The organism is Microbacterium sp. LS_15 (assembly GCF_041954735.1).
Lineage (GTDB): Bacteria > Actinomycetota > Actinomycetes > Actinomycetales > Microbacteriaceae > Microbacterium.
Genome location: NZ_JAVAYD010000005.1, coordinates 1 through 20,983 on the forward strand (window position 1 = coordinate 1; position 20,983 = coordinate 20,983).

The 20,983-nt window shown below is 68.7% G+C and carries 25 protein-coding genes; 19 read left to right on the forward strand and 6 right to left on the reverse strand.

Going from position 1 to position 20,983, the window contains the following annotated elements; genetic code table 11:
- The first annotated feature begins 245 nt into the window (after positions 1 to 245).
- From RAC69_RS08230 to RAC69_RS08270, 9 genes are all read left to right on the forward strand, one after another.
- Positions 246 to 1,172, forward strand: coding sequence for a cyclase family protein (locus RAC69_RS08230; RefSeq protein ID WP_375086402.1), 927 nt, complete (start codon positions 246 to 248; stop codon positions 1,170 to 1,172).
- 75 nt (positions 1,173 to 1,247) lie between these two features.
- Positions 1,248 to 1,439 carry a helix-turn-helix domain-containing protein gene (locus tag RAC69_RS08235; protein ID WP_096713387.1) on the forward strand — a complete coding sequence of 64 codons (192 nt, stop codon included), beginning with the start codon at positions 1,248 to 1,250 and terminating at the stop codon, positions 1,437 to 1,439.
- A gap of 140 nt (positions 1,440 to 1,579) precedes the next feature.
- Complete coding sequence (locus tag RAC69_RS08240) at positions 1,580 to 1,678, forward strand: 30S ribosomal protein bS22 (protein ID WP_003792170.1); 99 nt, start codon at positions 1,580 to 1,582, stop codon at positions 1,676 to 1,678.
- 82 nt (positions 1,679 to 1,760) lie between these two features.
- A complete protein-coding gene (locus RAC69_RS08245; protein WP_375086403.1) occupies positions 1,761 to 2,063 on the forward strand; it encodes a rhodanese-like domain-containing protein in 303 nt (100 codons plus the stop codon).
- Positions 2,060 to 2,356, forward strand: a complete 297-nt coding sequence (locus tag RAC69_RS08250; RefSeq protein ID WP_375086404.1) for a glutaredoxin family protein — start codon at positions 2,060 to 2,062, stop codon at positions 2,354 to 2,356. The genes RAC69_RS08245 and RAC69_RS08250 overlap by 4 nt, the downstream gene beginning before the upstream one ends.
- Entirely contained in the window at positions 2,353 to 2,655 is a 303-nt protein-coding gene (locus RAC69_RS08255) for a Dabb family protein (RefSeq protein ID WP_375086405.1), read from the forward strand. Before RAC69_RS08250 ends, RAC69_RS08255 begins: the two co-directional genes overlap by 4 nt.
- A gap of 140 nt (positions 2,656 to 2,795) precedes the next feature.
- Positions 2,796 to 3,611, forward strand: a complete 816-nt coding sequence (locus tag RAC69_RS08260) for a basic amino acid ABC transporter substrate-binding protein (protein WP_375086406.1) — start codon at positions 2,796 to 2,798, stop codon at positions 3,609 to 3,611.
- 36 nt (positions 3,612 to 3,647) lie between these two features.
- Positions 3,648 to 4,445 carry an amino acid ABC transporter permease gene (locus RAC69_RS08265; RefSeq protein WP_375086407.1) on the forward strand — a complete coding sequence of 266 codons (798 nt, stop codon included), beginning with the start codon at positions 3,648 to 3,650 and terminating at the stop codon, positions 4,443 to 4,445.
- Entirely contained in the window at positions 4,442 to 5,197 is a 756-nt protein-coding gene (locus RAC69_RS08270; protein ID WP_375086408.1) for an amino acid ABC transporter ATP-binding protein, read from the forward strand. The genes RAC69_RS08265 and RAC69_RS08270 overlap by 4 nt, the downstream gene beginning before the upstream one ends.
- Before the next feature lie 217 nt (positions 5,198 to 5,414).
- On the opposite strand, the gene RAC69_RS08275 is transcribed toward RAC69_RS08270, so the two are convergent.
- Genes RAC69_RS08275 through RAC69_RS08290 form a run of 4 tightly spaced genes read right to left on the reverse strand, consistent with a single transcriptional unit; the run spans position 5,415 to position 9,374 of the window.
- A complete protein-coding gene (locus tag RAC69_RS08275; RefSeq protein ID WP_375086409.1) occupies positions 5,415 to 6,494 on the reverse strand; it encodes an ABC transporter ATP-binding protein in 1,080 nt (359 codons plus the stop codon).
- Positions 6,491 to 7,285, reverse strand: a complete 795-nt coding sequence (locus RAC69_RS08280) for an ABC transporter permease (RefSeq protein WP_375086410.1) — start codon at positions 7,283 to 7,285, stop codon at positions 6,491 to 6,493. The genes RAC69_RS08275 and RAC69_RS08280 overlap by 4 nt, the downstream gene beginning before the upstream one ends.
- Positions 7,282 to 8,232 (reverse strand): ABC transporter permease, encoded by a 951-nt coding sequence (locus tag RAC69_RS08285; protein ID WP_375086411.1) that lies wholly within the window; start codon positions 8,230 to 8,232, stop codon positions 7,282 to 7,284. Before RAC69_RS08285 ends, RAC69_RS08280 begins: the two co-directional genes overlap by 4 nt.
- On the reverse strand, positions 8,229 to 9,374 hold the full coding sequence (locus RAC69_RS08290) for an ABC transporter substrate-binding protein (protein WP_375086412.1): 1,146 nt from the start codon (positions 9,372 to 9,374) through the stop codon (positions 8,229 to 8,231). Before RAC69_RS08290 ends, RAC69_RS08285 begins: the two co-directional genes overlap by 4 nt.
- A 241-nt stretch (positions 9,375 to 9,615) precedes the next feature.
- Here RAC69_RS08290 and RAC69_RS08295 point away from each other — a divergent pair, with 241 nt between their 5' ends.
- The gene (locus tag RAC69_RS08295) at positions 9,616 to 10,443 is read left to right on the forward strand and encodes a sulfite exporter TauE/SafE family protein (RefSeq protein ID WP_375086413.1); all 828 of its coding nucleotides are present in this window, start codon (positions 9,616 to 9,618) and stop codon (positions 10,441 to 10,443) included.
- A gap of 133 nt (positions 10,444 to 10,576) precedes the next feature.
- On the opposite strand, the gene aspS is transcribed toward RAC69_RS08295, so the two are convergent.
- A complete protein-coding gene (gene aspS / locus RAC69_RS08300; protein ID WP_375086414.1) occupies positions 10,577 to 12,358 on the reverse strand; it encodes an aspartate--tRNA ligase in 1,782 nt (593 codons plus the stop codon).
- Positions 12,359 to 12,474: 116 nt separating this feature from the next.
- Between aspS and RAC69_RS08305 the strand changes: the two genes are divergently transcribed.
- Both RAC69_RS08305 and RAC69_RS08310 read left to right on the forward strand, forming a co-directional pair.
- Positions 12,475 to 12,849 (forward strand): DUF5684 domain-containing protein, encoded by a 375-nt coding sequence (locus tag RAC69_RS08305; protein ID WP_375086415.1) that lies wholly within the window; start codon positions 12,475 to 12,477, stop codon positions 12,847 to 12,849.
- Position 12,850: 1 nt separating this feature from the next.
- Complete coding sequence (locus RAC69_RS08310; protein WP_375086416.1) at positions 12,851 to 13,480, forward strand: histidine phosphatase family protein; 630 nt, start codon at positions 12,851 to 12,853, stop codon at positions 13,478 to 13,480.
- A gap of 35 nt (positions 13,481 to 13,515) precedes the next feature.
- Here the strand turns inward: RAC69_RS08310 and RAC69_RS08315 are convergent, their stop codons facing one another.
- Complete coding sequence (locus RAC69_RS08315; RefSeq protein WP_375086417.1) at positions 13,516 to 14,421, reverse strand: NAD(P)/FAD-dependent oxidoreductase; 906 nt, start codon at positions 14,419 to 14,421, stop codon at positions 13,516 to 13,518.
- Between the two features lie 54 nt (positions 14,422 to 14,475).
- On the opposite strand from RAC69_RS08315, the gene RAC69_RS08320 reads away from it, so the two are divergent.
- The 7 genes from RAC69_RS08320 to ccsB all read left to right on the forward strand — a co-directional run bounded on the left by RAC69_RS08320 (position 14,476) and on the right by ccsB (position 20,970).
- Positions 14,476 to 14,880, forward strand: coding sequence for a MerR family transcriptional regulator (locus RAC69_RS08320; RefSeq protein WP_375086418.1), 405 nt, complete (start codon positions 14,476 to 14,478; stop codon positions 14,878 to 14,880).
- 113 nt (positions 14,881 to 14,993) lie between these two features.
- Complete coding sequence (locus RAC69_RS08325; RefSeq protein WP_375086419.1) at positions 14,994 to 15,620, forward strand: MSMEG_1061 family FMN-dependent PPOX-type flavoprotein; 627 nt, start codon at positions 14,994 to 14,996, stop codon at positions 15,618 to 15,620.
- Positions 15,621 to 15,641: 21 nt separating this feature from the next.
- Positions 15,642 to 16,565 (forward strand): PDR/VanB family oxidoreductase, encoded by a 924-nt coding sequence (locus RAC69_RS08330; RefSeq protein ID WP_375086420.1) that lies wholly within the window; start codon positions 15,642 to 15,644, stop codon positions 16,563 to 16,565.
- A 100-nt stretch (positions 16,566 to 16,665) separates the two neighbouring features.
- On the forward strand, positions 16,666 to 17,316 hold the full coding sequence (locus tag RAC69_RS08335; RefSeq protein WP_375086421.1) for a TlpA family protein disulfide reductase: 651 nt from the start codon (positions 16,666 to 16,668) through the stop codon (positions 17,314 to 17,316).
- 16 nt (positions 17,317 to 17,332) lie between these two features.
- Positions 17,333 to 18,091 carry a cytochrome c biogenesis CcdA family protein gene (locus RAC69_RS08340; RefSeq protein ID WP_375086422.1) on the forward strand — a complete coding sequence of 253 codons (759 nt, stop codon included), beginning with the start codon at positions 17,333 to 17,335 and terminating at the stop codon, positions 18,089 to 18,091.
- Positions 18,092 to 18,119: 28 nt separating this feature from the next.
- Positions 18,120 to 19,976 carry a cytochrome c biogenesis protein ResB gene (locus tag RAC69_RS08345; protein ID WP_375086423.1) on the forward strand — a complete coding sequence of 619 codons (1,857 nt, stop codon included), beginning with the start codon at positions 18,120 to 18,122 and terminating at the stop codon, positions 19,974 to 19,976.
- Positions 19,977 to 19,980: 4 nt separating this feature from the next.
- On the forward strand, positions 19,981 to 20,970 hold the full coding sequence (ccsB, locus tag RAC69_RS08350) for a c-type cytochrome biogenesis protein CcsB (protein ID WP_341935392.1): 990 nt from the start codon (positions 19,981 to 19,983) through the stop codon (positions 20,968 to 20,970).
- Positions 20,971 to 20,983: the final 13 nt, after the last annotated feature.

Genomic DNA, 20,983 nt, shown 5'->3' on the forward strand with positions numbered 1-20,983 from the left:
GCAGCGGTGTGACGCCCTCCGCCCCCGGCGGCGGGGGGGGGGGGCAGGTCGTCGGGGGCGGAACCGCGGGCCCCCGACCCGCGTGGGCCGGAAAGGTGCCTGTCCGGGCCGTGTGATCAGAGTGGCAGGGGTGGCTGGACGGTTCCGGGACGGCGGCTATGTCTCCGCTGAGACGGGCTCTCCTGCCTGGTGCGCGCGTTCTCGACCGATGCGCGTCGTCTCGCCCCGTGCGCGATGATGTGGACATGACGCGACCTGTCGAGCACCGGGCCCACTTCGACTTCTCCCTCACCTTCGCGAACGGCGGGGGCATGAGCGGCGAGGGGTTCCGGCTCGACATCCCGTCGGCCGACCTCGGTCAGGCGGAGATCGCGAACCTGCTCGTCCGTCACCTCGGGCTCGCGCTCGTGCAAGACGTCCAGCTGCGCGACCTACGGCTCGTCGAGGAGCCGCATCGGGGGTCCAGGGGTGTGGAGACCGCGGCGGCGACGGAACGCCGGATCATCGACCTCAGTCATCCGATCGAGGCGGGGCTGGTGACCTATCCCGGCCTGCCCGCCCCGATCATCACCCCGCATCTCACCCGCGAGGACTCGCGGCAGAAGTACGCGCCCGGCACCGAGTTCGCGATGGACATCATCACGATGATCGGCAACACGGGCACCTACCTCGACGCCCCCTTCCACCGCTATCCGGAAGGCGGCGACCTCGCCGCGCTCCGCCTCGACACCCTCGTCGACCTGCCGGCCGAGGTCTTCCACCTGCATGACGCCTGGGCGACGGAGCGGCGGGGCATCGGCGCGGCCACCCTGGCCGACCGCGACCTCGCGGGGACCGCCGTGCTGCTGGACACCGGGTGGAGTCGACACTTCGGCACCCCCGCATACGGTCGGGGAGCTCCCTTCATCACCGAGGAGGGCGCGCGTCACCTCGTCGATGCGGGCGTCGCCCTCGTCGGCATCGACTCGCTCAACATCGACGACACGGAGAGTGGAGGGGAGCGGCCGGCGCACAGCATCCTCCTGGCCCGGGGTGTGCACGTGGTCGAGCACCTGACCAACCTCGCCGAGGTTCCCCCGCGCGGCGCGCGGTTCACCGCGGCCCCGCCCGCCGTGCGCGGATTCGGCACGTTCCCGGTGCGCGCGTTCGCCACCCTCGGCGGGGATCGCTGATCACACGAGTCACACGGGTTTACACGCGTCCCAGCCAGCCCATAGAGTGTGCACATCGAGAAAGGGGTACGTGGGATGCCCGAAGTGCCTGATGTCCGGTTCCTGACGGTGGCCGAGGTCGCCGAACTGATGCGCGTGTCGAAGATGACCGTGTATCGGATGGTGCATGCGGGGGAGCTGCCCGCCATCCGCTTCGGGCGCAGTTTCCGCGTACCGGAATCCGCCGTCGCCGACGCTCTCCAGCGTCCGATCTCCGACGTCGGTTGAGCGCGCCGAACCGTCCGATCCGCTCCGGTGACGGAGCAGGCCGTTCGATTTGCTAGACTGCTCCGAGGCATTTTTTTCCATGCCCGTACCCGGGTGTCCGCGACCATGCGACGCCCAGCCCCTGACGTAGTGAGGTTTCCGTGGGTTCTGTCATCAAGAAGCGCCGCAAGCGCATGGCGAAGAAGAAGCACCGCAAGCTGCTTCGCAAGACTCGCCACCAGCGCCGCAACAAGAAGTAAGCGGCCAGACACTGAGCGCCTGTCTCCGGACGGGCGCTTCGTGTCTCCGTCCCCGGTTCCGCCCCGACGTCGAGGAGTAATCATGAAGTCGATCACCGTCACCGAGCTCTCCGAGCGGTCGAACACCCCGCTCATCGATGTGCGCGAGGCGCACGAGTTCGCCGCAGGGCATGTGCCCGGCGCCGTCAACATCCCGATGTCGGAGATCGGCAATCGCCTGGAGGAGCTTCCGGCGGAGTCGTTCGACGTCATCTGCCAGGCCGGCGGGCGGTCCGCGCGCGTCGTCGAGGCGCTCGAAGCCCGCGGGTACGACGCGACCAACGTCGAAGGCGGCACGGGCGAGTGGATCGCACAGGGCCGCGAGGTCGAGGTGCCGTCGGCGTGACCACGCTGACGCTGATCGGCAAGCCCGACTGCCATCTCTGCGACGTCGCCTCGGAGATCGTCGACAGCGTCGTCGCCGAGCTGCCGGATGCCGCGGCCGAACGCATCGAGATCGTCGAGGCGTCGATCGAGGGTGATCCCGCGCTGTACGAGCTGTGGTGGGAGAAGATCCCCGTCGTGCTGATCGACGGCGAGCTGCACGCGCACTGGCGGCTGTCGGCCGACCGTCTGCGCGAGGCGCTCGAGGCCGCCGTCGTCCGTGACGTCGAGAACCCTTCGAAGGAGACCCGATGACCATCCGCCACGTCGTGAGCTGGAAGCTCGCCGCCGAAGACTCCGGAGTGCGCGCCGAGCAGGCCGCGGAGGTCGCCCGCCGCCTCCTGGCACTCGACGGGGTGGTGCCCCAGCTGCTGTCGATCTCGGCCGGTGCGAACGTCGCCTACCCCGATGCCAACTGGGACGTCACCCTCGTCGCAGACTTCGAGTCGATCGCGGCGCTCGAGGAATACCAGGTGCACCCCGCGCACGAGGAGGTCGTCGCGTACGTCCGCTCCGTGGTGGCCGGACGCGTCGCCGTCGACTTCGAGATCTGACGCCGACGGCGTCCGCGCCGTTTGCAACACAAACGTAATGCGCAGAGGGCCCTCGCCGTTCCGTCGGGCGACGTCGCCCGTGTTTAGATGTTCTCCTACCCGTCCGTGGGCATTCGACCCTCGTCCCCTCAGGAGCTGACATGCAGCGTCGCAACATCATCGCCGGGATCGCTCTCGCGGCGACCGCCACCCTCGCTCTCGCGGGCTGCGCAGGCGGAGCGGGTGGCTCCGGCGGCGGCGATTCCGATGCGGACAACGAGTACGGACTCGTCGACGCCGGCACGCTCACGGTCTGCTCCGACATCCCCTACCCGCCGTTCGAGTTCGAGGGCGGCGACAACGGCACCGGCTACACCGGATTCGACATCGACCTGCTCGACGCGATCGCCAAGAAGCTCGACCTCAAGCTCTCGGTGCAGGACGTGGGCTTCGACGCCCTGCAGTCGGGCACCACGCTGGCCGCAGGCACGTGCGATATCGGCGCGTCGGCGATGACCATCACCGACGAGCGCAAGGCGAACATCGACTTCTCCGACCCCTACTACGACTCGCTGCAGTCGCTGCTCGTGCGCACCGACTCCGGCATCGAGTCGATCAAGGACCTCGACGGCAAGAACGTCGGCGTCCAGCAGGGCACCACCGGTGAGGCCTACGCGAACGCCAACGCGACCGGCGCCCAGATCGTGCAGTACCCGTCGGACGGCGAGCTGTGGCCCGCGATGCAGGCTGGTCAGATCGATGCCATCCTGCAGGACCAGCCGGTGAACCTCGAGCACGAGAAGGCCGACAGCGCCTACGAGATCGTCGAGGAGTACAACACCGACGAGTCCTACGGCTTCGCCTTCGCGAAGGGCGAGAAGGCCGAGCTGCTCGACGCGGTCAACGGTGCTCTCAAGGAGCTCCGCGACAGCGGCGACTACCAGAAGATCTACGACACCTACTTCACCGCGAACTGATCCGACGGTAGGCAAGGGATCGGGAGGACCTTGACAATGGCGTTGAGGCGCACCACGAAGCAGAAGCTGTACCGGTACATCGTCTACGCGGTGCTGATCGCGATCGTCATCTGGGCTGCGGTCTCGACCAACTGGGCGAAGATCGGTCCGCTCTTCTTCAACCCCGAGGTCGCGGCGAAGATGTTCCCCGGGATCATCACCACCGCCCTCGTGAACACCGTCTGGTTCACGGTGGTGGCCTTCGCCGGAGGGCTGCTGCTCGGCATCTTCCTCGCTCTGCTGAAGCTGTCGAGCATCGGCCCGTTCCGCTGGATCGCGACGGCCTGGATCGAGCTGTTCCGTGGCCTTCCCGCGATCCTCACGATCTTCGGCGTCGCCTTCATCGTGCCGATCGCCACGGGCATCCGAGGGCAGGAGCTCGGTGGTCCCGTCGTGCTCGGCCTCATCGGATTGATCCTGGTCGCCTCCGCATACATGGCTGAGACGATCCGCGCCGGACTCCAGGCCGTACCGAAGGGGCAGACCGAGGCGGCCCGCTCCCTGGGCATGTCGCCCCTGAAGACGACCTTCTGGATCGTCGTGCCACAGGGCTTCCGCATCATCATCCCGCCGCTGACGAACGAGTTCGTGCTGCTGCTCAAGGACACGTCGCTGCTCTTCATCGCTGGTTCGTTCATCTGGTCCAAGGAGCTGACGACCTTCGCGCGTGACGCGACGACCCAGAACTCGAACGCGACGCCGTTGATCATGGCGGCGATCCTGTATCTGATCGTGACGATCCCGCTCACGCGTTTCACCGCGTATCTCGAGCGGCGGATGGCGAGGCAGCGATGACCACCGATCTGATCGACGTCCACGCTCCGGCGATCGACGTCCAGGGACTCGTCAAGACCTTCGGGGACAACGAGGTGCTCAAGGGCATCGACCTCACGGTCACGGCGGGCGAAGTCGTCTGCGTGATCGGCCCGTCGGGCTCGGGCAAGTCGACGCTGCTGCGTTCCGTGAACCTGCTCGAGGCGCCGACCGACGGCAAGATCTTCATCGAGGGCATCGACATCACCGATCCCGATGTCGACATCGACCGGGTGCGCACCCGCATCGGGATGGTCTTCCAGAGCTTCAACCTGTTCCCGCATCTGAGCGTGCTCGACAACCTGACGATCGCGCAGCGCCGCGTGAAGAAGCGCAACAAGGCCGAGTCGGAGCGGATCGCGCACGAGATGCTCGGCCGGGTCGGGCTCGCCGAGAAGGCGAAGGCGTTCCCCGGACACCTGTCGGGCGGACAGCAGCAACGCGTCGCGATCGCGCGTGCCCTGTGCATGAACCCTGACATGATGCTGTTCGACGAGCCGACCTCGGCGCTCGACCCCGAACTGGTGGGCGAGGTGCTGCAGGTCATGCGGTCGCTCGCCGACGAGGGCATGACGATGCTCGTCGTGACGCACGAGATGGGCTTCGCCCGGGAGGTGGGCTCGCGCCTCATCTTCATGGACGGCGGCCACATCGTCGAGGAGGGCGACCCGCGCGAGGTGCTCGCGAATCCGCAGCATTCACGGACGCAGGACTTCCTCTCGCGCGTCCTCTGACCGCCTCGCGGGGCTCTGCACCCCGCGTGCGCTGCCCCTGGCGTGCTTCCCGCCTCCAAGCCCGTCGTGAGGCGTCATAGTCGTGCCCAGACCCACCATGCGCGCCGAAAACCCACCAGCGCGGGCGCTGTTCTGGTGGGCTTCGGCGCGCGCTGCGGGCTTCGCCGCCAAGGTGGTGGGCCAGGAGCGGAAGGGAAAAGCGAACGCGGCGTGCGGCTCAGCCCCGCGGGTGCACCGCCACCGGCTCGGGAGCCACTGCGATGCGCACGCGATCACCGTAGGCGGGATGGATGCCGGGAGCGTGCTGCAGCCGCACGAGCTCGCCCGACTCCGTGCGCACGAGCGTGCGGCGCATGCTGCCGAGGAACGTGCTCTCCTGCACGAGGGCGTCGGTCGCAGCATCCGCCTCCGACGCGAAGTGCACGTTCTCCGGGCGCAGGTAGACGTCGACCGGGCCGTCCGCCGGCGCCTGCAGCGGAAGCCGCTGTCCCCACACCACGACGTGATCGCCCTCGGCGACGCCCGAGACGACGCTCGACAGACCCACGAACGCGGCCACGCCCGCCGTCGACGGCGTCGTGTACAGCTCCTCGGGCGACCCGATCTGCTCGATCGTACCCGCGTTCATCACGGCGATCCGGTCGGAGACGGCGAGGGCCTCCTCCTGGTCGTGCGTCACGAAGACCGTGGTGATGCCGAGGCGCAGCTGAATGCGGCGGATCTCGTCGCGCAGCTGCACCCGCACCTTCGCGTCGAGCGCCGACAGCGGCTCGTCGAGCAGCAGGACCTTGGGCTCGGTGACGAGCGCCCTGGCGAGCGCGACGCGCTGCTGCTGGCCGCCCGAGAGCTGGTGCGGGAATCGGTCGGCGAAGTCGCCGAGACCCACCAGCGCGAGCGCATCGAGGGCTCGCGTCGCGGCCTCGCTCTTGCCGATGCCGCGGCGCCGCAGACCGAACGCGGTGTTGTCGACGACGCGCAGGTGCGGGAACAGCGAGTACGACTGGAAGACCATCCCGATGTCGCGCTTGTTCGTCGGAACGCGCGACACGTCGCCGCCGTCGAGGAGCACGGCGCCGCTATCGAGCCCTTCGAGTCCGGCGAGCACGCGCAGCAGGGTGGTCTTGCCGCATCCCGATGGCCCGAGCAGCGAGACGAACTCTCCGGGGGCGATGTCGAGATCGACGCCGTGCAGCACGGTGTTGCTGCCGTAGCTCTTGACGATGCGCTGCAGCTGCACGCGGGTGCCCTCACCTGCTTCGGCGAGCAGGATGTTGTCGGCGGTCTGAGGGAGGGTCATGACAGGGCCTTTCGATTGCCGCGCGCGACGCGGCCGATGAGGAGGAGCAGGACGAAGACGAAAGCCAGCGCCAGGAGGGTGAAGATCGCCGGCGCATACGGGTCCTGCTTCTGCACGACCACCATCGCGGTCTGGAACACCTGGCGGTTGAGCAGCGAGGCGATCGTGAACTCGCCGAGCACGACGGCGATCGAGATGAGGGATGCCGCGAGCAGACCCTGACGGAGGTTCGGCGCGAGGACCTTCAGCACGACGGTCGGCCAACTCGCCCCGAGGGAGCGGGCGGCCTCGGCGAGCGTGCGCAGGTCGGCGGCGTCGATCGACGCCTGGATCGACCGGTACGCGTACGGCAGCACGGTGATGCCGTACGCGAAGGCGAGCGTCCAGGTGCCGGTGCCGAGCGAACGGCCGATCTGCAGATAGATCGGGGCGAGGCCGACCACGAGCACGATCGCGGGGATCGAGATCGGCAGCAGCACCGCGAACTCGAACGCCGGCCGCACACGCCCGAAACGCAGATTGACGAGGATCATCGTCGGCGCGAGGAGCAGCAGAACGATCGCCACGGTCACGAGCGCCAGCACGAGCGAATTGCCCAGACCCATCCAGATCGGACGGATCGCCGCGGACTTCGCCGGGTCGAACAGCGCGGCCCACCGCTCGAAGCCGAGGGAACCGTCGGTCTGGCGCAGGGTGTACAGGAACGTCGAGACGAGCGGGATCGCGAAGAACGCGCCCACCAGGATGCCGATGACCCAGCGCGTCACGGGGGAGGGGGCGAGGCGGTTCATGACTGCCACCTCGCTGCCCGACGCTGGATGAGCGAGTACAGGGCCATCACGACTCCGACGACGAGGATCATACCGAGCGCGAGGGCGCCGGCGAGGTTCTCACGACCCAGCACGGTCTCGCTCGTGAGCGCCGTGCGGATCTGCAGCGGCACGATCTGCGAGCCCTGGCTGGCGAGCGCGGCGGCGGTGGCATAGGACGAGAAGGCGTTCGCGAACAGCAGCAGCAGGCTCGCGAGGAACGAGGGAGCGAGTACCGGGATGCCGATGCGCAGCCAGAAGCTGGCTCGCGTGCCGCCCAGGGTGAGGTTCGCCTCGGACCACTGCGGCTTCAGCGCCGCGAGCGCCGGCATGAACGTGATGACCATGAGCGGGATCTGGAAGTAGATGTACGGGAGGATCAGGCCGGGCAGTTCGTACAGCCAGGTGCCGTTCTCGTAGATGTTGATGCCGAACGTGTCCTGCAGGAAGAGCTTCAGCACCCCCTGGATGCCGATCGTCGCGATGAAGGCGAACGCGAGCATGACACCGCCGAACTGCGCGAGCACGCCGGCCGCGGCATCCACCGTCGAGCGCACGACGCCTTCGGGATCCATGCCGAGCAGGGCGTAGCAGACGAGCGCACCGACGACCGCGCCGACCACGGCGGTGAGCAGGGACAGCCACGCGGAGTTCGCGAAGGTCGTCAGGACGACGGGGTCGGCGAGTGCCGAGACGTTCGTCCAGGTGAACTCGCCGTCTTTCGTGAAGAAGCCGGAGCCGATCGCGAGCACGGTGGGCACCGTCAGGAACAGGAGCACGTACGCGGCGAACGGGACGAGTCCCAGCCAGGCCGCGGACGGCGCCGAGCGCGGGGCCCGCGACGATGTCGCCGGCCCCGCGCCGTGCGGAGCGGAGGGGACGGGGGCGGATGCCGTGGCATCCGCCCCCGCTGCGATGGCAGTGGTCACTGGACCGCCGCTGCCCACTTCTCGCCGAGCAGGGTTCCGGCGTTCGTCGACTGCTCCTCGGTCGGGACGACCGTCTCGTCCGGGACCTCGGGGAGGGCGGCGGCGAGGTCGGTGTCGATCGTGCCCGCTTCGGTCATGGCATCCATGCGAGCCGGGCGGGCACCGCCGCCGAGCCACAGGTTCTGCACCTCGTCGCTGTAGAGGAACTCCTGCCACAGGCGAGCGGCGGCCGGGTGCGGAGCGTCGACGTTCACGGCCTGGTTGTAGTAACCGGCGTAGCCGGTGCCGTCGAACACGACGACCTTCCAGTCCTTGTTGTCGGCGACGTGCGTCGCGTTCAGGTAGTCCCAGTCGAAGACGACGGGGGTCTCGCCGCTCGCGATCGTCGCGGTGGTCACGTCCACCTTGAGCAGGTTGCCCGCCTTCTGCAGCTCGGAGAAGAAGTCGATGCCCGGCTGGTAGTCGTCGAGCGTGCCGTCGGACTGCACGGTCGCGAGGCCCACGGCGGCGAACGCCGCACCGGCCTGCGTCGGGTCTCCGTTGATCGCCACGGCACCCTTGTAGTCGGCGCCCAGCAGGTCGTCGAGCGAGTCGGGTGCGGGGAACTTCGACGAGTCGTAGCCGATCGACATGTAGCCGCCGTAATCACCGACGAAGAGACCGGTGGGCTCCTTCAGCTCCTCGGGGATGTCATCCCAGGTCTGCACCTTGTAGGGGGCGAAGTGGTCGGTGTTCTGCAGGGCGACGGTCAGCCCGAGATCGAATACGTCGGGAGCGGTGTCGAGCCCCTTGTTGGTCTCGGCGGCCTGGATCTCCTCGGCGCTGGAGACGTCGGGTGACGCCTCGTTGACCGTGATCTCCGGGTACTTCTCCATGAACAGGTCGATGATCTCGCCGTAGTTCGCCCAGTCGCGGGGCAGGGCGATGACGTTGAGCTGTCCCTCGGCCTTCGCGGCCTCCTCGAGGTCGGCGAAGGTGCCGAAGTCCTCGACGGACGTGGCGGTCGCGGCGTCGACGGAACCTTCGCCCGAGCCGGAGCCCGCGGCGTCGGCTGCACCGGAGCAGGCGGTCAGGGCGAGGGCGGCCGTGGTGACCAGGGCGAGGCCGGCGCCGATGCGGGCGCGGCGGGTGATGCGAGACATGGGTGTCCTCTCGGTGTCCGGCGCTGCGTGCCGGTGTTCGGGTTGCGAGAGCAAACTACGGCTCCCACGTTGCCGATCATGCGGAGGCGGGTGAACGAACGGTGTCCGGTTCATGGCCGATCCGGAGCGGCGCGGCCCGCCGTGCGGACAGCAGTGCGCAGAAGTGCAGGGCGCCGGATGCGGTGCCATTCGCTGCGGGTGGCATCGCCGGCGTGGTCACCCGGTCTGACATCCTGGAGGGATGGACATCGGCAGTGTGCTCGGGCTGGAGCAGCTCACCTGGGGCACGCTGATCCTCATCGTCGTCGCGGCCTTCGCCGCCGGGTGGATCGATGCCGTCGTCGGAGGCGGGGGACTGCTGCAGCTCCCGGCGCTCCTGCTGATCCCGGGGATCTCGCCGATCCAGGCTCTCGCGACGAACAAGCTCGCCTCGGTGTTCGGCACCGCGACGAGCAGCGTGACGTACTACCGACGCGCGAAACCGGACATCCGCACGGCGCTGCCGATGGCGCTGATCGCGCTCGCCGGATCCTTCGGCGGCGCGGCCGTCGCCACTGTGCTGCCGGCAGCGGCGTTCAAGCCCATCATCGTCGTCGCGCTGCTCGCGGTCGCGCTGTTCACGGCGTTCCGCCCGCAGATGGGGGCGGCCACGAAGCTGCGGTTCTCCGGGCACAGGCACCACATCATGGCGGGGCTGGCGGGGCTCGTGATCGGGTTCTATGACGGGCTCATCGGCCCAGGGACGGGCACGTTCCTCGTGATCTCGCTCGTCGCGCTGCTCGGCTACGACTTCCTGCAGGCGAGCGCGAAGGCCAAGATCGTGAACCTCGCGACGAACACCGGAGCGCTGCTGCTGTTCATCCCGCACGGTGCCGTGCTGTGGCTGCTCGGCGGCATCCTGGCGATCGCGAACGTCGCTGGGAGCTATCTCGGATCGCGGATGGCGATCTCGCGCGGCGCGATGTTCATCCGCGTCGTGTTCCTGCTCGTGGTCGTCGCGCTCATCGCGAAGCTCGGCGTCGATGTGTGGAACGAGAACATCGTCCCCGCGATGGCGTCGCTGCGCTGATCCGGATCCGCGCTGGCGGGGACCCGGAACGAGTTGGCACCCGGTGCCGGAATCCGCGAGGAATCCCGGCACCGAGTGCCAGGGGAGAGGGGAGAGGGGAGAGCGAAGACCGAGCCGGCGGAGGATGCCGAGGTCAGGCCTCGTCGTCCTCCGGCTCGAAGTCCACGCCGGCCTCGGCGCGCTGCTCGGCCGTGATGGGCGCGGGAGCGGCCGTGAGCGGGTCGAAGCCGTTGCCCGACTTCGGGAAGGCGATGACCTCGCGGATCGACTCCGTCTTCGACAGGTGCTGCAGCACGCGGTCCATGCCGAGGGCGATGCCGCCGTGCGGCGGGGCGCCGAACTTGAAGGCGTCCAGCAGGAAGCCGAACTGCTCCTCGGCCAACTCGTCGCTGAGGCCCATGACCTCGAAGACCCGCTTCTGGATGTCTTCGCGGTGGATGCGGATGGACCCGCCGCCGAGCTCCGAGCCGTTGCACACGATGTCGTACGCGTAGGCGAGGGCGGATCCAGGGTCGGTGTCGAAGGTGTCCTCGAACTCCGGCTTCGGACCCGTGAAGGCGTGGTGCACGGCGGTCCAGGCACCGGCGCCGACCGCGACGTCGCCCGAGGCCACGGCATCCGCCGCCGGCTCGAACATCGGGGCGTCGACGACCCACGTGAACGCGAACTCGTCGGGGTTCAGGTACCCGAGGCGGCGACCGATCTCGACGCGGGCGGCGCCAAGCAGCGCCCGGCTCTCCTTCGTGGCGCCGGCGGCGAAGAACACGCAGTCCCCCGGCTCGGCGCCGACGAACTCGGCGAGGCCCGCCTGCTCGGCCTCGGACAGGTTCTTCGCAGCGGGGCCGCCGAGCGTGCCGTCCTCGTTGAAGAGCACGTACGCGAGGCCGCGGGCGCCGCGCTGCTTGGCCCAGTCCTGCCAGGCGTCGAGCTGCTTGCGCGGCTGGCTCGCGCCGCCGGGCATGCGCACAGCGCCGACGTACTCGGCCTGGAACACGCGGAACGGGGTGTCTGCGAAGTACTCGGTCGCCTCGACGAGCTCGAGACCGAAGCGCAGGTCGGGCTTGTCGGAGCCGTACTTCGACATCGCCTCGGCGTAGGTCATGCGCGGCAGCGGGGTCTGCACCTCGACGCCGATCGTCTTCCACATCGCGACGACGAGGCGCTCCATGAGCGCGATGACGTCTTCCTGCTCGACGAAGCTCATCTCGATGTCGAGCTGCGTGAACTCCGGCTGACGGTCAGCGCGGAAGTCCTCGTCGCGGTAGCAGCGGGCGATCTGGAAGTACTTCTCCACGCCGCCGACCATGAGCAGCTGCTTGAACAGCTGCGGCGACTGCGGCAGCGCGTACCAGCTGCCGGGGTGCAGGCGCGCCGGCACGACGAAGTCGCGGGCGCCCTCCGGCGTCGAGCGCGTCAGGGTCGGGGTCTCGACCTCGGTGAAGTCCTCGGCGTGCAGCACGTCGCGGATCGCCTTGTACACGTCGGAACGCAGGCGCAGAGCGGATGCCGCGGCGGGGCGCCGCAGGTCGAGATAGCGGTACTTGAGGCGGGCCTCCTCGCCGACGTTCTCGGTCTCGGCGAGCGCCGTCGACACCTGGAACGGCAGGGGAGCGGACTCGTTGAGGACCACGACGTCGGTGGCGATGACCTCGATCTCACCGGTCGGGAGGTTCGGGTTCTCGTTGCCGTCGGGGCGGCGGGACACCTCGCCCGTGACCTTGAGCACGAACTCGTTGCGCAGCGGGTGCGCGATCTCCTCGTCGCGGATCACGACCTGGGCGATGCCCGATGCGTCCCGCAGATCGATGAACGCGACTCCTCCGTGATCACGACGGCGATCCACCCACCCGGTGAGGGTGACGGTCTGGCCGATGTGCTCGGCTCGCAGGGAGCCGGCGGAGTGAGTGCGAAGCACGGAGGATTCCTCCTGATCTGGGAGATGGTGAACCCGCCCATTCTACGTGGGCGGGCATCGCCTCCCCGGCCCGCTGCATATCGGTCAGTAGGATCGCCACGACAGAAAGGCGCACCATGGACCGCAACGGCATCTCCGACCTGTACGCATCGATCTTCTCGGGAACCACGGGCCTCATCGCCCTCGTCTTCTACATCCTCGTCGTCATCGGCCTCTGGAAGGTGTTCACCAAGGCGGGGTACCCCGGCATCCTCGCGATCATCCCGATCGTGAACGTGGTCTTCCTCGTCAGGATCGCCGGGATGTCCGGATGGTTCGCGCTGCTCTATCTCATCCCCGTCGTCGGGTTCGTCTTCGGCATCATCGTCGCCATCAAGCTCGGCGAGCGGTTCGGCAAGGGCGGGCTGTTCTCGTTCTTCCTGCTCTTCGTCTTCCCGTACATCGGCTACCTGATCCTGGGCTTCGGCGAGTCGCGCTACAACAAGGCCTGACGTGCCGGCCTCGCGACTGCACCTGGTCCGACACGGCGAGGTGCACAACCCCGCGCGGGTGCTGTATGGGCGCCTGCCCGACTACCACCTGAGCCGCGCAGGGCGGAAGATGGCGAGCGCCGCCGCCGAGTACGTCGCCGGGCTCGACCGCCCCCTGAGCGGACTGTTCTGCTCGCCGTTGGAGCGCACCCAGGAGTCGGCCGAGCCGTTCGCAGAGCGCTTCGACCTCGTGCCCGAGATCGACGTGCGGCTGATCGAGCCGACCAACGTCTTCGAGGGCACGCAGATGAAGCGGTCTCTGCTCAACCCGCTGAACTGGTGGCATCTGCGACAGCCGTCGCTGCCGAGCTGGGGCGAGCCGTACGCCTCGATCGCCGAGCGGATGACGGGACTCATGGCCGAGGCCTGGAACGCCTCCCACGGGGGAGACCTCGTGATGGTCTCGCACCAGGCGCCGATCTGGATCACCCATCTGCGCGTCGCGGGACTGCCGCTGCGGCACGACCCGCGCACCCGGCGCTGCGCGCTCTCGAGCGTCACGTCGTTCGAACTCGTCGGCGATGTGTGGCGCGAGGTCGCGTATGCCGAGCCCGCCGCGACGGGCGGCGCGGTCGACGTCGGCGCCGTCTGACGGTCTGGCGCAGCGCAGCGACGAGACGGAACGGGTCAGGCTTGCGACGCCATCAGATCCTGGATGACGCCGACTGCGGCGAGCTGCCCGGCGGTCGCCGCCATCATGACGGCGGCCATCGGACCCGGCAGCGATGCGCGGTGCGCGATGTCACCCGCGGCGAAGATCCCGGGCACGGACGTGCGTCCGAACTCGTCGATCCCGATCGCGCCGGACTCCAGCATCCCGAGCCCGAGCTGTGCGGCGAACGGGGCGCGCTGACGCATCGAAGCGGAGGCGACGAAGATCCCCGCGACCTCGTGCTCGGCATCCGCGGTGCGCACGACGACGTCATCGCCCGCGCGGCCCACGGAGTCCACGGGCGTGCGACTCACGCGCGCCCCGCGGGCTTCGAGCGACGCGACCTCTTCGTCGGTGTACGGCTCGCCGACGGGCACAGCGGTGATCACGCCGACGAAGCGTCCGAGCATGCCGATGAGGTGCTCGGCCCTCGCGGCGGCTCCGAGCACCGCGATGGGCCTGCCCGCGTGCTCGTGGCCGTCGCAGAACGGGCAGGAGAACGCCCCGCGCCCCCAGAGGGCGTCCAACCCCTCGACCGGGGGCAGGTCGTCGGCGATGCCCGTCGCGAGGATCACCGTGCGGGCGGATGCCGAGGCGCCGCCCGGCAGCGACACCACGAAGTCGCCCGCGATACCGGCGACGCGCTGCACGGCCACGTCGCGGATCTCGACGTCCGCGTACTCCGCCAGTTGCGCGCGGGCCGTCGCGCGGAACTCGGCGGGCGGGGTGCCGTCGTTCGCGATGACGTTGTGCATGTGCTGCACGGTGCCGTTGCGGTACTCGCCGGAGTCGAGCAGCAGGGTCGACCGGTGCATCCGGCCGAGGGTCAGGGCGGCCTGGAGCCCGGCGGGGCCGGCGCCGATCACGATCGCGTCGTACATGGGTGTCCTCTCGGGGGAGTTGCTTTCCCGCCCAGTGTGTGACTTCATGTTGACATGAAGTCAAGTCGCGAGCATCCGTGGTCCGTCGGCGACGTCGCGAGCCGCTTCGATCTGCCGACGAACGTGCTGCGTCACTGGGAGTCCGTCGGTCTTCTCCGCCCGACGAGGGATGCCGCAGGGCGCCGCCGCTACGGCGAGGACGACGTCGTGCGGGTGGCCGTGATCCAGCGCAGCAAGGCAGCGGGAATGTCACTCGAGCAGATCGCGATCCTCCTCGACGACGGTGCCCGCGGTCGTCACGAGGTGCTCGAACAGCACCTCGCCGACCTCGATCGGCGCATGGAGGAGATGCGGCGCTCGCGCGAGATGACCGAGCACGCGATGCGGTGCCGGTCCCACGACATCGCGACGTGCCCCCGCTTCCGTGCCGGCGTCGACGACGTCCTGGCCCGTCTGTGAGGTGCACGACGCGGGCGGGGTCGCCGGCGACTGTGCCCGGGGCATAGTCGCCGTCCCGATGCCTGTGTCGAAACGACGCAGACGTCGTCGGACTCCGCACCTAGCGTGGAGTGATGGATGTTCGAGAGTTCCGCCCCGTCGACCTCAGCGGCATGCGCGCGACCCTGGGCGATGTCGAACCTCCCACGGTGCAGAAGATCATCGACCATCTCGACGACAACTGCCTGACGTTCCTCGCGCACTCGCCGTTCTGCTGTCTGTCGACGTCGGATGCCGCAGGCAACTGCGACTGCTCGCCGCGGGGTGACTATCCCGGCTTCGTGCGCGCCCTCGACCGGCAGACGCTCGTCATCCCGGACCGGCTCGGCAACAAGATCGCCGACTCGATGACGAACATCCTCGACAACGGCCACGTGGGACTGCTGTGCTTCGTCCCGGGGATGACCGAGACTCTGCGCATCAACGGCACCGCGACCGTGACCGACGACCCGTCCCTGCTGGCGATGCTCGAGCAGGACCACTCCGTTCCCGACCTCGCCATCGTCGTGCGCACGGAGCAGGTGTACCTGCACTGCGGACGCGCCCTGCTGCGGGCGGGCCTCTGGGATCCCGAGACGCAGGACCTCGCCGAGGAGGTGCCGACATCCGGGCAGATCTGGGCGAGCACCTCCGGCTACGATCCCTCGGTCGGGGACACGATCGACGGCGCGATGGCCGGTGCGTACAAGGTGCTGTACTGAATGCGCTCTCGCGAAGGGATGATGCCCCTCGTCGTCAGCGAGATCGTCCGCGAGACCCCCTCGATCGTGAGCGTGCGCCTCGAAGCGCCCGATGGTGCGGCGCTGCCGCCGTGGGCGCCGGGCGCGCACGTGGACGTGCAGCTGATCACGCGTCACGAACGTCAGTACTCGCTGTGCGGGGATCCCGCCGACATCACCGGCTATCGGATCGCCGTGCTGCGCGAGCCGTCGTCACGGGGGAGCTCGCACTACATCCACTCGTTCCTCCGCGTGGGGAGCCGGGTGTGGGTGCGACCGCCCCGCAACCTGTTCGCCCTCGCGGAGGCGTCGTCGTACCTGCTCGTCGCCGCAGGAATCGGCATCACGCCCATCCTCGCGATGGCGCGGCATCTCGCGGCCGAAGGCGCTGACTGGCGGATGGTGTACCTCGTGCGACGACCCGACGACGTCGCCTTCGCTGCGGATCTCGACGCGCTCGGCGACCGGATCGTCATCCACGCCAGTGGTGAGGACGGCCGGGTCGACCTCGCGCGCCTCGTGTCCGAGGTCGCTCCGGGCACGGCGATCCATGCCTGCGGCCCGCAGGGCTTCATCGATGCGCTCACCGCGCTCGATGCGGATCTGCCCAGCGGCAGCAGCATCCATGTCGAGCGTTTCGAGCCCAAGCCGCGGGAGCATCGGCCGAACGCGGAGTTCACGGTCGTCTGCAGCCGATCGCGGATCGCCGTGACGGTCCCGGCGCAGCGGTCCATGCTCGACGCTCTGAGAGACTCCGGGGTCGACGTGCAAGGTTCCTGCCTGCGCGGCATCTGCGGTTCGTGCGCACTGAGCATTCTCGACGGGAAACCCGAGCATCGCGACTCCCTCACCGTCGACGAGGATTCATCGACGATCTATCCGTGCGTCTCGCGGTCGATCAGCCCCCGGCTCACCGTCGACGCGTGAGCCAGCGATCTTCCGCCCCGCCGTCGACGACGTGCGCGCGGCTCTGGAGCATCCCCATCGTCCGGCCTACGCATAGGAACCCGCGCGTAAACTGGGAATCGTGCCACTCGCCTCGACGGTTCGTCCGATCCGCAGCGGCCGCCCCTCCCGCATCCGGTCCTCTCGCCGTGCGGTCGGAGTCGCGCTCGCCGCGGTACTCGCCATCGGTCTGAGCGCCTGCGCTCCCGATGCGGTCAGCGACTCCTTCCTCAGCGGAGACAACACCGGCTACGTGGCCGCCGACGGTGCGATCGTCGAGATCCCCGTCGCCGAGCGCGGCGAGCCCGTCGCCTTCGGCGGCGTCACGGAGGACGGCGAGGACTTCGACAGCGCCGACATCGCCGGCAAGGTCACGGTCGTCAACTTCTGGTACGCGGGCTGCGCCCCGTGCCGCCTCGAGGCGAAGGACCTCGAGACCGTCTGGCAGGAGCAGGGCGGTGACGGCGTCGCGTTCGTCGGCATCAACACCCGCGACCAGGCAGACACCGCCAGGGCGTTCTCGGCGGAGTTCGGAGTGACCTACCCGAGCCTCATCGACGTCGACACCGCCGAGGCCAAGCTCGCCTTCGCCGAGGTCGTGCCGATCCAGGCCACCCCGACCACGCTCGTGCTCGACAAGCAGGGCAGGGTCGCGGCGAAGATCATCGGTCCGATCGACAGCACCTCCATCCTCTCGACGCTCGTCAAGGACGCTCTGGCGGAGGACTCGTGACCCCGGCGGGTGCGCCGTGAACCCCGAAGTCATCATCAACTCGGGCGCACTCTGGTTGGCGATCCCCGTGGCCATGCTCGCGGGGCTCATCTCGTTCCTGTCGCCCTGCGTGCTCCCGCTCGTCCCCGGTTACCTGGGGTTCCTCGGCGGCGCGGTGTCGCCGCGCCCGGCGAACGGTGCGCAGCAGGTCGCTCCCGGGCGCGGCCGCCTCGTCCTGGGTGTGCTGCTGTTCATCCTCGGCTTCAGCGTCGTCTTCGTCGCGCTCACCTCGATCGGCGGGGTGGCGAACGTCTTCCTGATCCGCTGGGGCGATCTCGTCACCCGCATCCTCGGCGCCGTCGTCATCCTCATGGGTCTCGTGTTCCTCGGCCTCTTCGGATTCGCGCAGCGGGAGCTCCGCTTCCATGTCGACTCGAAGTACGGCGTGATCGGCGCACCGCTGCTCGGCATCGCGCTGGGTATCGGGTGGGCGCCGTGCCTCGGCCCCACGCTGACGGCGATCTTCGCACTCTCCTTCAATGCCGGAGATCCGGTGCGCGCGGGCTTCCTCGGCCTCGCGTACTCGCTGGGCCTCGGCATCCCGTTCCTGCTCGTCGCCCTCGGGTTCGGGTGGGCGACGAAGACCATCGGCTTCCTGCGGCGCCACATCCGCCTCGTGAACATCATCGGCGGCGTGCTGCTGATCCTGCTCGGCGTGCTGATGGTGACCGGACTGTGGACCGACATCATGTCCCGACTCCAGGCGGTGATGAGCAGTGTCTTCCTCCCGCTCTGACCAGAAGACGCCGCGACGGAAGGAATCCGTGAAGACCACGTCCCGCGACACCAGCAGCGATCCGCTCCGTCCGTCCGATCACATCGACGGCGAGGAGTCGATCACGCAGCCCCGCCTGGGGTTCGTGGGCTGGCTACGCTGGGGCTGGCGTCAGCTGACCTCGATGCGCACGGCGCTCATCCTGCTGCTGGTGCTGGCGATCGCCGCGATCCCCGGATCGATCTTCCCGCAGCGCATGGCCGACCCGAACGGCGTCACGCAGTGGCAGCGCGACAACCCCGACCTCTTCCCCATTCTCGATGGGCTGAAGATGTTCGACGTGTACCTGTCGCCGTGGTTCTCGGCGATCTACCTGCTGCTGTTCACGTCTCTGGTCGGCTGCGTGATCCCGCGCATCAAGCATCACGCGAAGGCGCTGCGCGCCCGGCCCCCTCGCACACCGGCGCGACTGAAGCGGCTGGCGGACTTCCGCACGGTCGAGCGCACCTCGACGGACGCCGCGGCCGACGCGTCCGCGACCATCGACGTCGCGCAGAAGCAGCTCAAGGCCCTCGGCTACCGCGTCGAACGGTACGACGACAAGAGGTCGTCGTCGGTGTCAGCCGAGCGAGGGTACTGGCGCGAGACGGGCAACCTGCTGTTCCACCTCGCCCTGGTGGGCGTGCTCATCACGATCGGCGTGGGCGGCGGCTTCGCATACACCGGGCAGCGCGTGCTCGTCGAGGGTGAGACGTTCGCGAACACGCTGCTCGACTACGACTCGATGAACCGCGGCCGGTTCGTGAGCGATGGGGCCCTCGCGCCGTACTCGATGCGCCTGGACTCGTTCGACGTGACCTATCAGCCGTTCGGTGAAGCAGGGTCCGGTCAGGCCGGCGACTTCTCGGCCAACGTGACCGTGCTGGAGAACGGCGAGGAGCGCACCGGCGCCGTGAAGGTGAACGAGCCGCTCGCCGTGGCAGACGACAACGTCTTCCTGCTCGGCAACGGCTACGCGCCGACCATCACGGTGCGCAACGCCGACGGCGACGTCGTCTTCACGAACAGCACGCCCTTCCTGCCGCAGGACAACAACATGACCTCGCTCGGCGTCATCAAGATCCCCGACGGACTCGCCGAGCAGATCGGTCTCGTCGGATTCTTCTACCCGACCACCGGTGTGCTCGACACCGGGGCGTTCGTCTCCGGCTATCCCGACCTCACCAACCCGACGCTGACGCTCGACGTCTACTCGGGCGACCTCGGCATCAACGACGGCGTCCCGCGATCGGTGTACGTGCTCGACACCGAGGGCATGACGAAGGTCACCGGCCGCGGCACCGATCTGGACTCGATCGAGCTCGCGCCCGGAGAGACCGCCGATCTGCCGAACGGCCTCGGCACCGTCACCTTCGACGACGAGTCACCCGCGGGAGCGACGGACGCGTCGCAGTCGGTCAAGCGCTTCGCGTCGCTGCAGATCCACCGTGATGCCTCTGGGCCGTGGGTGCTCGGCTTCGCGCTCCTCGCGCTCGGCGGTCTGATGCTCGCGCTGTTCGTGCCGCGCCGCCGGGTGTGGGTCAAGGCGACGCCGGTCGATGGGGGAGTCTCGCTGGAGTACGCCGGACTCGCTCGCGGCGAGGATCCGACGCTGGCGGCCGCGGTCGACGACCTCGTCGCAGGACACGCACGACTGCTCGACGCGGCGGGCGTCACGACCGCGATTCCGGAGGCGGAGGCGGATGCCGACGGGGATGCCGAGGCGGAGGTGTCCCACGACGAGCAGCGCGTTTCGTCTCGCTCCGCTCGCTCAACGAGCGATCCCGGTGACGTCTCCGACAGCGCCGCCCCCTCGACGACCGGACCCGATGACCGGCCCGCTTCCGACACCCCGAAAGTAGACTGACATCATGCTCGATCTCGAAGTGATCTCTCCCGTCCTCCTGTGGACGGCGATCGCGATCTACGCGGCGGCCTTCGTGGCCTACGCCTTCGATCTCGCGCGACGCTCGCAGCTCTCCGCCGACGCGGCGAGCGTGCGGGAGTTCGAGCTCGTCGGCGCGTCCGCCGGAGCGCGGGGTCGTGCAGCGGCGAAGGGCGGCGCCGCGGCATCCGATTCCGCGTCAGCGCCCCCGCGCTTCGTCATGGCGCGCATCGGGACCTCGCTCACGGTGCTCGCGTTCGTCTTCCACCTTGCCGCCACCCTCACGCGCGGCTTCGCTGCCGGGCGCGTGCCGTGGGCGAACCTGTACGAGTTCGCGATGATGGGCACCCTGCTGATCGTCGCGGTCTTCCTCGTCGTGCTGACCCGCGTCGACCTGCGCTTCCTCGGAACGTTCATGACCGGTCTGGTCGTGATCCTGCTGGGTCTCGCCGCGACGAACTTCTATGTCGAGGTCTCGCCCCTCATGGACCCGCTGAAGAGCGTGTGGCTCGTCATCCACGTGTTCGTGGCCTCCCTGGGCACGGCGTTCTTCGCGCTGTCGTTCGCCCTGTCGGTGATCCAGCTCATGCAGTCGCGTCGCGAGCGCCTGATCTCGGAGGGTGCGGAGAAGACCGGTCCCGGATTCCTGCGCACGTTCCCCGGCTCGGAGCGCCTCGAGAGCATGGCCTACCGGTTCACGATCATCGGCTTCATCCTCTGGACCTTCACCCTCATCGCCGGATCGATCTGGGCGTACTACGCCTGGAGCCGCTTCTGGGGCTTCGACGTCAAGGAGACCTGGACGTTCGTGATCTGGGTGCTCTACGCCGGTTACATCCACGCCAGGGCGACTCGCGGGTGGCGCGGCAACCCGTCGGCGTGGCTGTCGATCGTCGGATTCTCGGCCGTGATCTTCAACTTCACGATCGTCAACGTCTTCTTCAAGGGCTTGCACGCCTACTCCGGCCTGAGCTGATCCGGCTTCCCTG

Coding starts and splice junctions, on each gene's coding strand:
- RAC69_RS08230 (WP_375086402.1), top strand. CDS start 246: ATGACGCGACCTGTCGAGCACCGGGCCCACTTCGACTTCTCCCTCACC.
- RAC69_RS08235 (WP_096713387.1), top strand. CDS start 1,248: ATGCCCGAAGTGCCTGATGTCCGGTTCCTGACGGTGGCCGAGGTCGCC.
- RAC69_RS08245 (WP_375086403.1), top strand. CDS start 1,761: ATGAAGTCGATCACCGTCACCGAGCTCTCCGAGCGGTCGAACACCCCG.
- RAC69_RS08255 (WP_375086405.1), top strand. CDS start 2,353: ATGACCATCCGCCACGTCGTGAGCTGGAAGCTCGCCGCCGAAGACTCC.
- RAC69_RS08260 (WP_375086406.1), top strand. CDS start 2,796: ATGCAGCGTCGCAACATCATCGCCGGGATCGCTCTCGCGGCGACCGCC.
- RAC69_RS08265 (WP_375086407.1), top strand. CDS start 3,648: ATGGCGTTGAGGCGCACCACGAAGCAGAAGCTGTACCGGTACATCGTC.
- RAC69_RS08270 (WP_375086408.1), top strand. CDS start 4,442: ATGACCACCGATCTGATCGACGTCCACGCTCCGGCGATCGACGTCCAG.
- RAC69_RS08275 (WP_375086409.1), bottom strand. CDS start 6,494: ATGACCCTCCCTCAGACCGCCGACAACATCCTGCTCGCCGAAGCAGGT.
- RAC69_RS08280 (WP_375086410.1), bottom strand. CDS start 7,285: ATGAACCGCCTCGCCCCCTCCCCCGTGACGCGCTGGGTCATCGGCATC.
- RAC69_RS08290 (WP_375086412.1), bottom strand. CDS start 9,374: ATGTCTCGCATCACCCGCCGCGCCCGCATCGGCGCCGGCCTCGCCCTG.
- RAC69_RS08295 (WP_375086413.1), top strand. CDS start 9,616: ATGGACATCGGCAGTGTGCTCGGGCTGGAGCAGCTCACCTGGGGCACG.
- RAC69_RS08305 (WP_375086415.1), top strand. CDS start 12,475: ATGGACCGCAACGGCATCTCCGACCTGTACGCATCGATCTTCTCGGGA.
- RAC69_RS08315 (WP_375086417.1), bottom strand. CDS start 14,421: ATGTACGACGCGATCGTGATCGGCGCCGGCCCCGCCGGGCTCCAGGCC.
- RAC69_RS08320 (WP_375086418.1), top strand. CDS start 14,476: ATGAAGTCAAGTCGCGAGCATCCGTGGTCCGTCGGCGACGTCGCGAGC.
- RAC69_RS08325 (WP_375086419.1), top strand. CDS start 14,994: ATGGATGTTCGAGAGTTCCGCCCCGTCGACCTCAGCGGCATGCGCGCG.
- RAC69_RS08330 (WP_375086420.1), top strand. CDS start 15,642: ATGCCCCTCGTCGTCAGCGAGATCGTCCGCGAGACCCCCTCGATCGTG.
- ccsB (WP_341935392.1), top strand. CDS start 19,981: ATGCTCGATCTCGAAGTGATCTCTCCCGTCCTCCTGTGGACGGCGATC.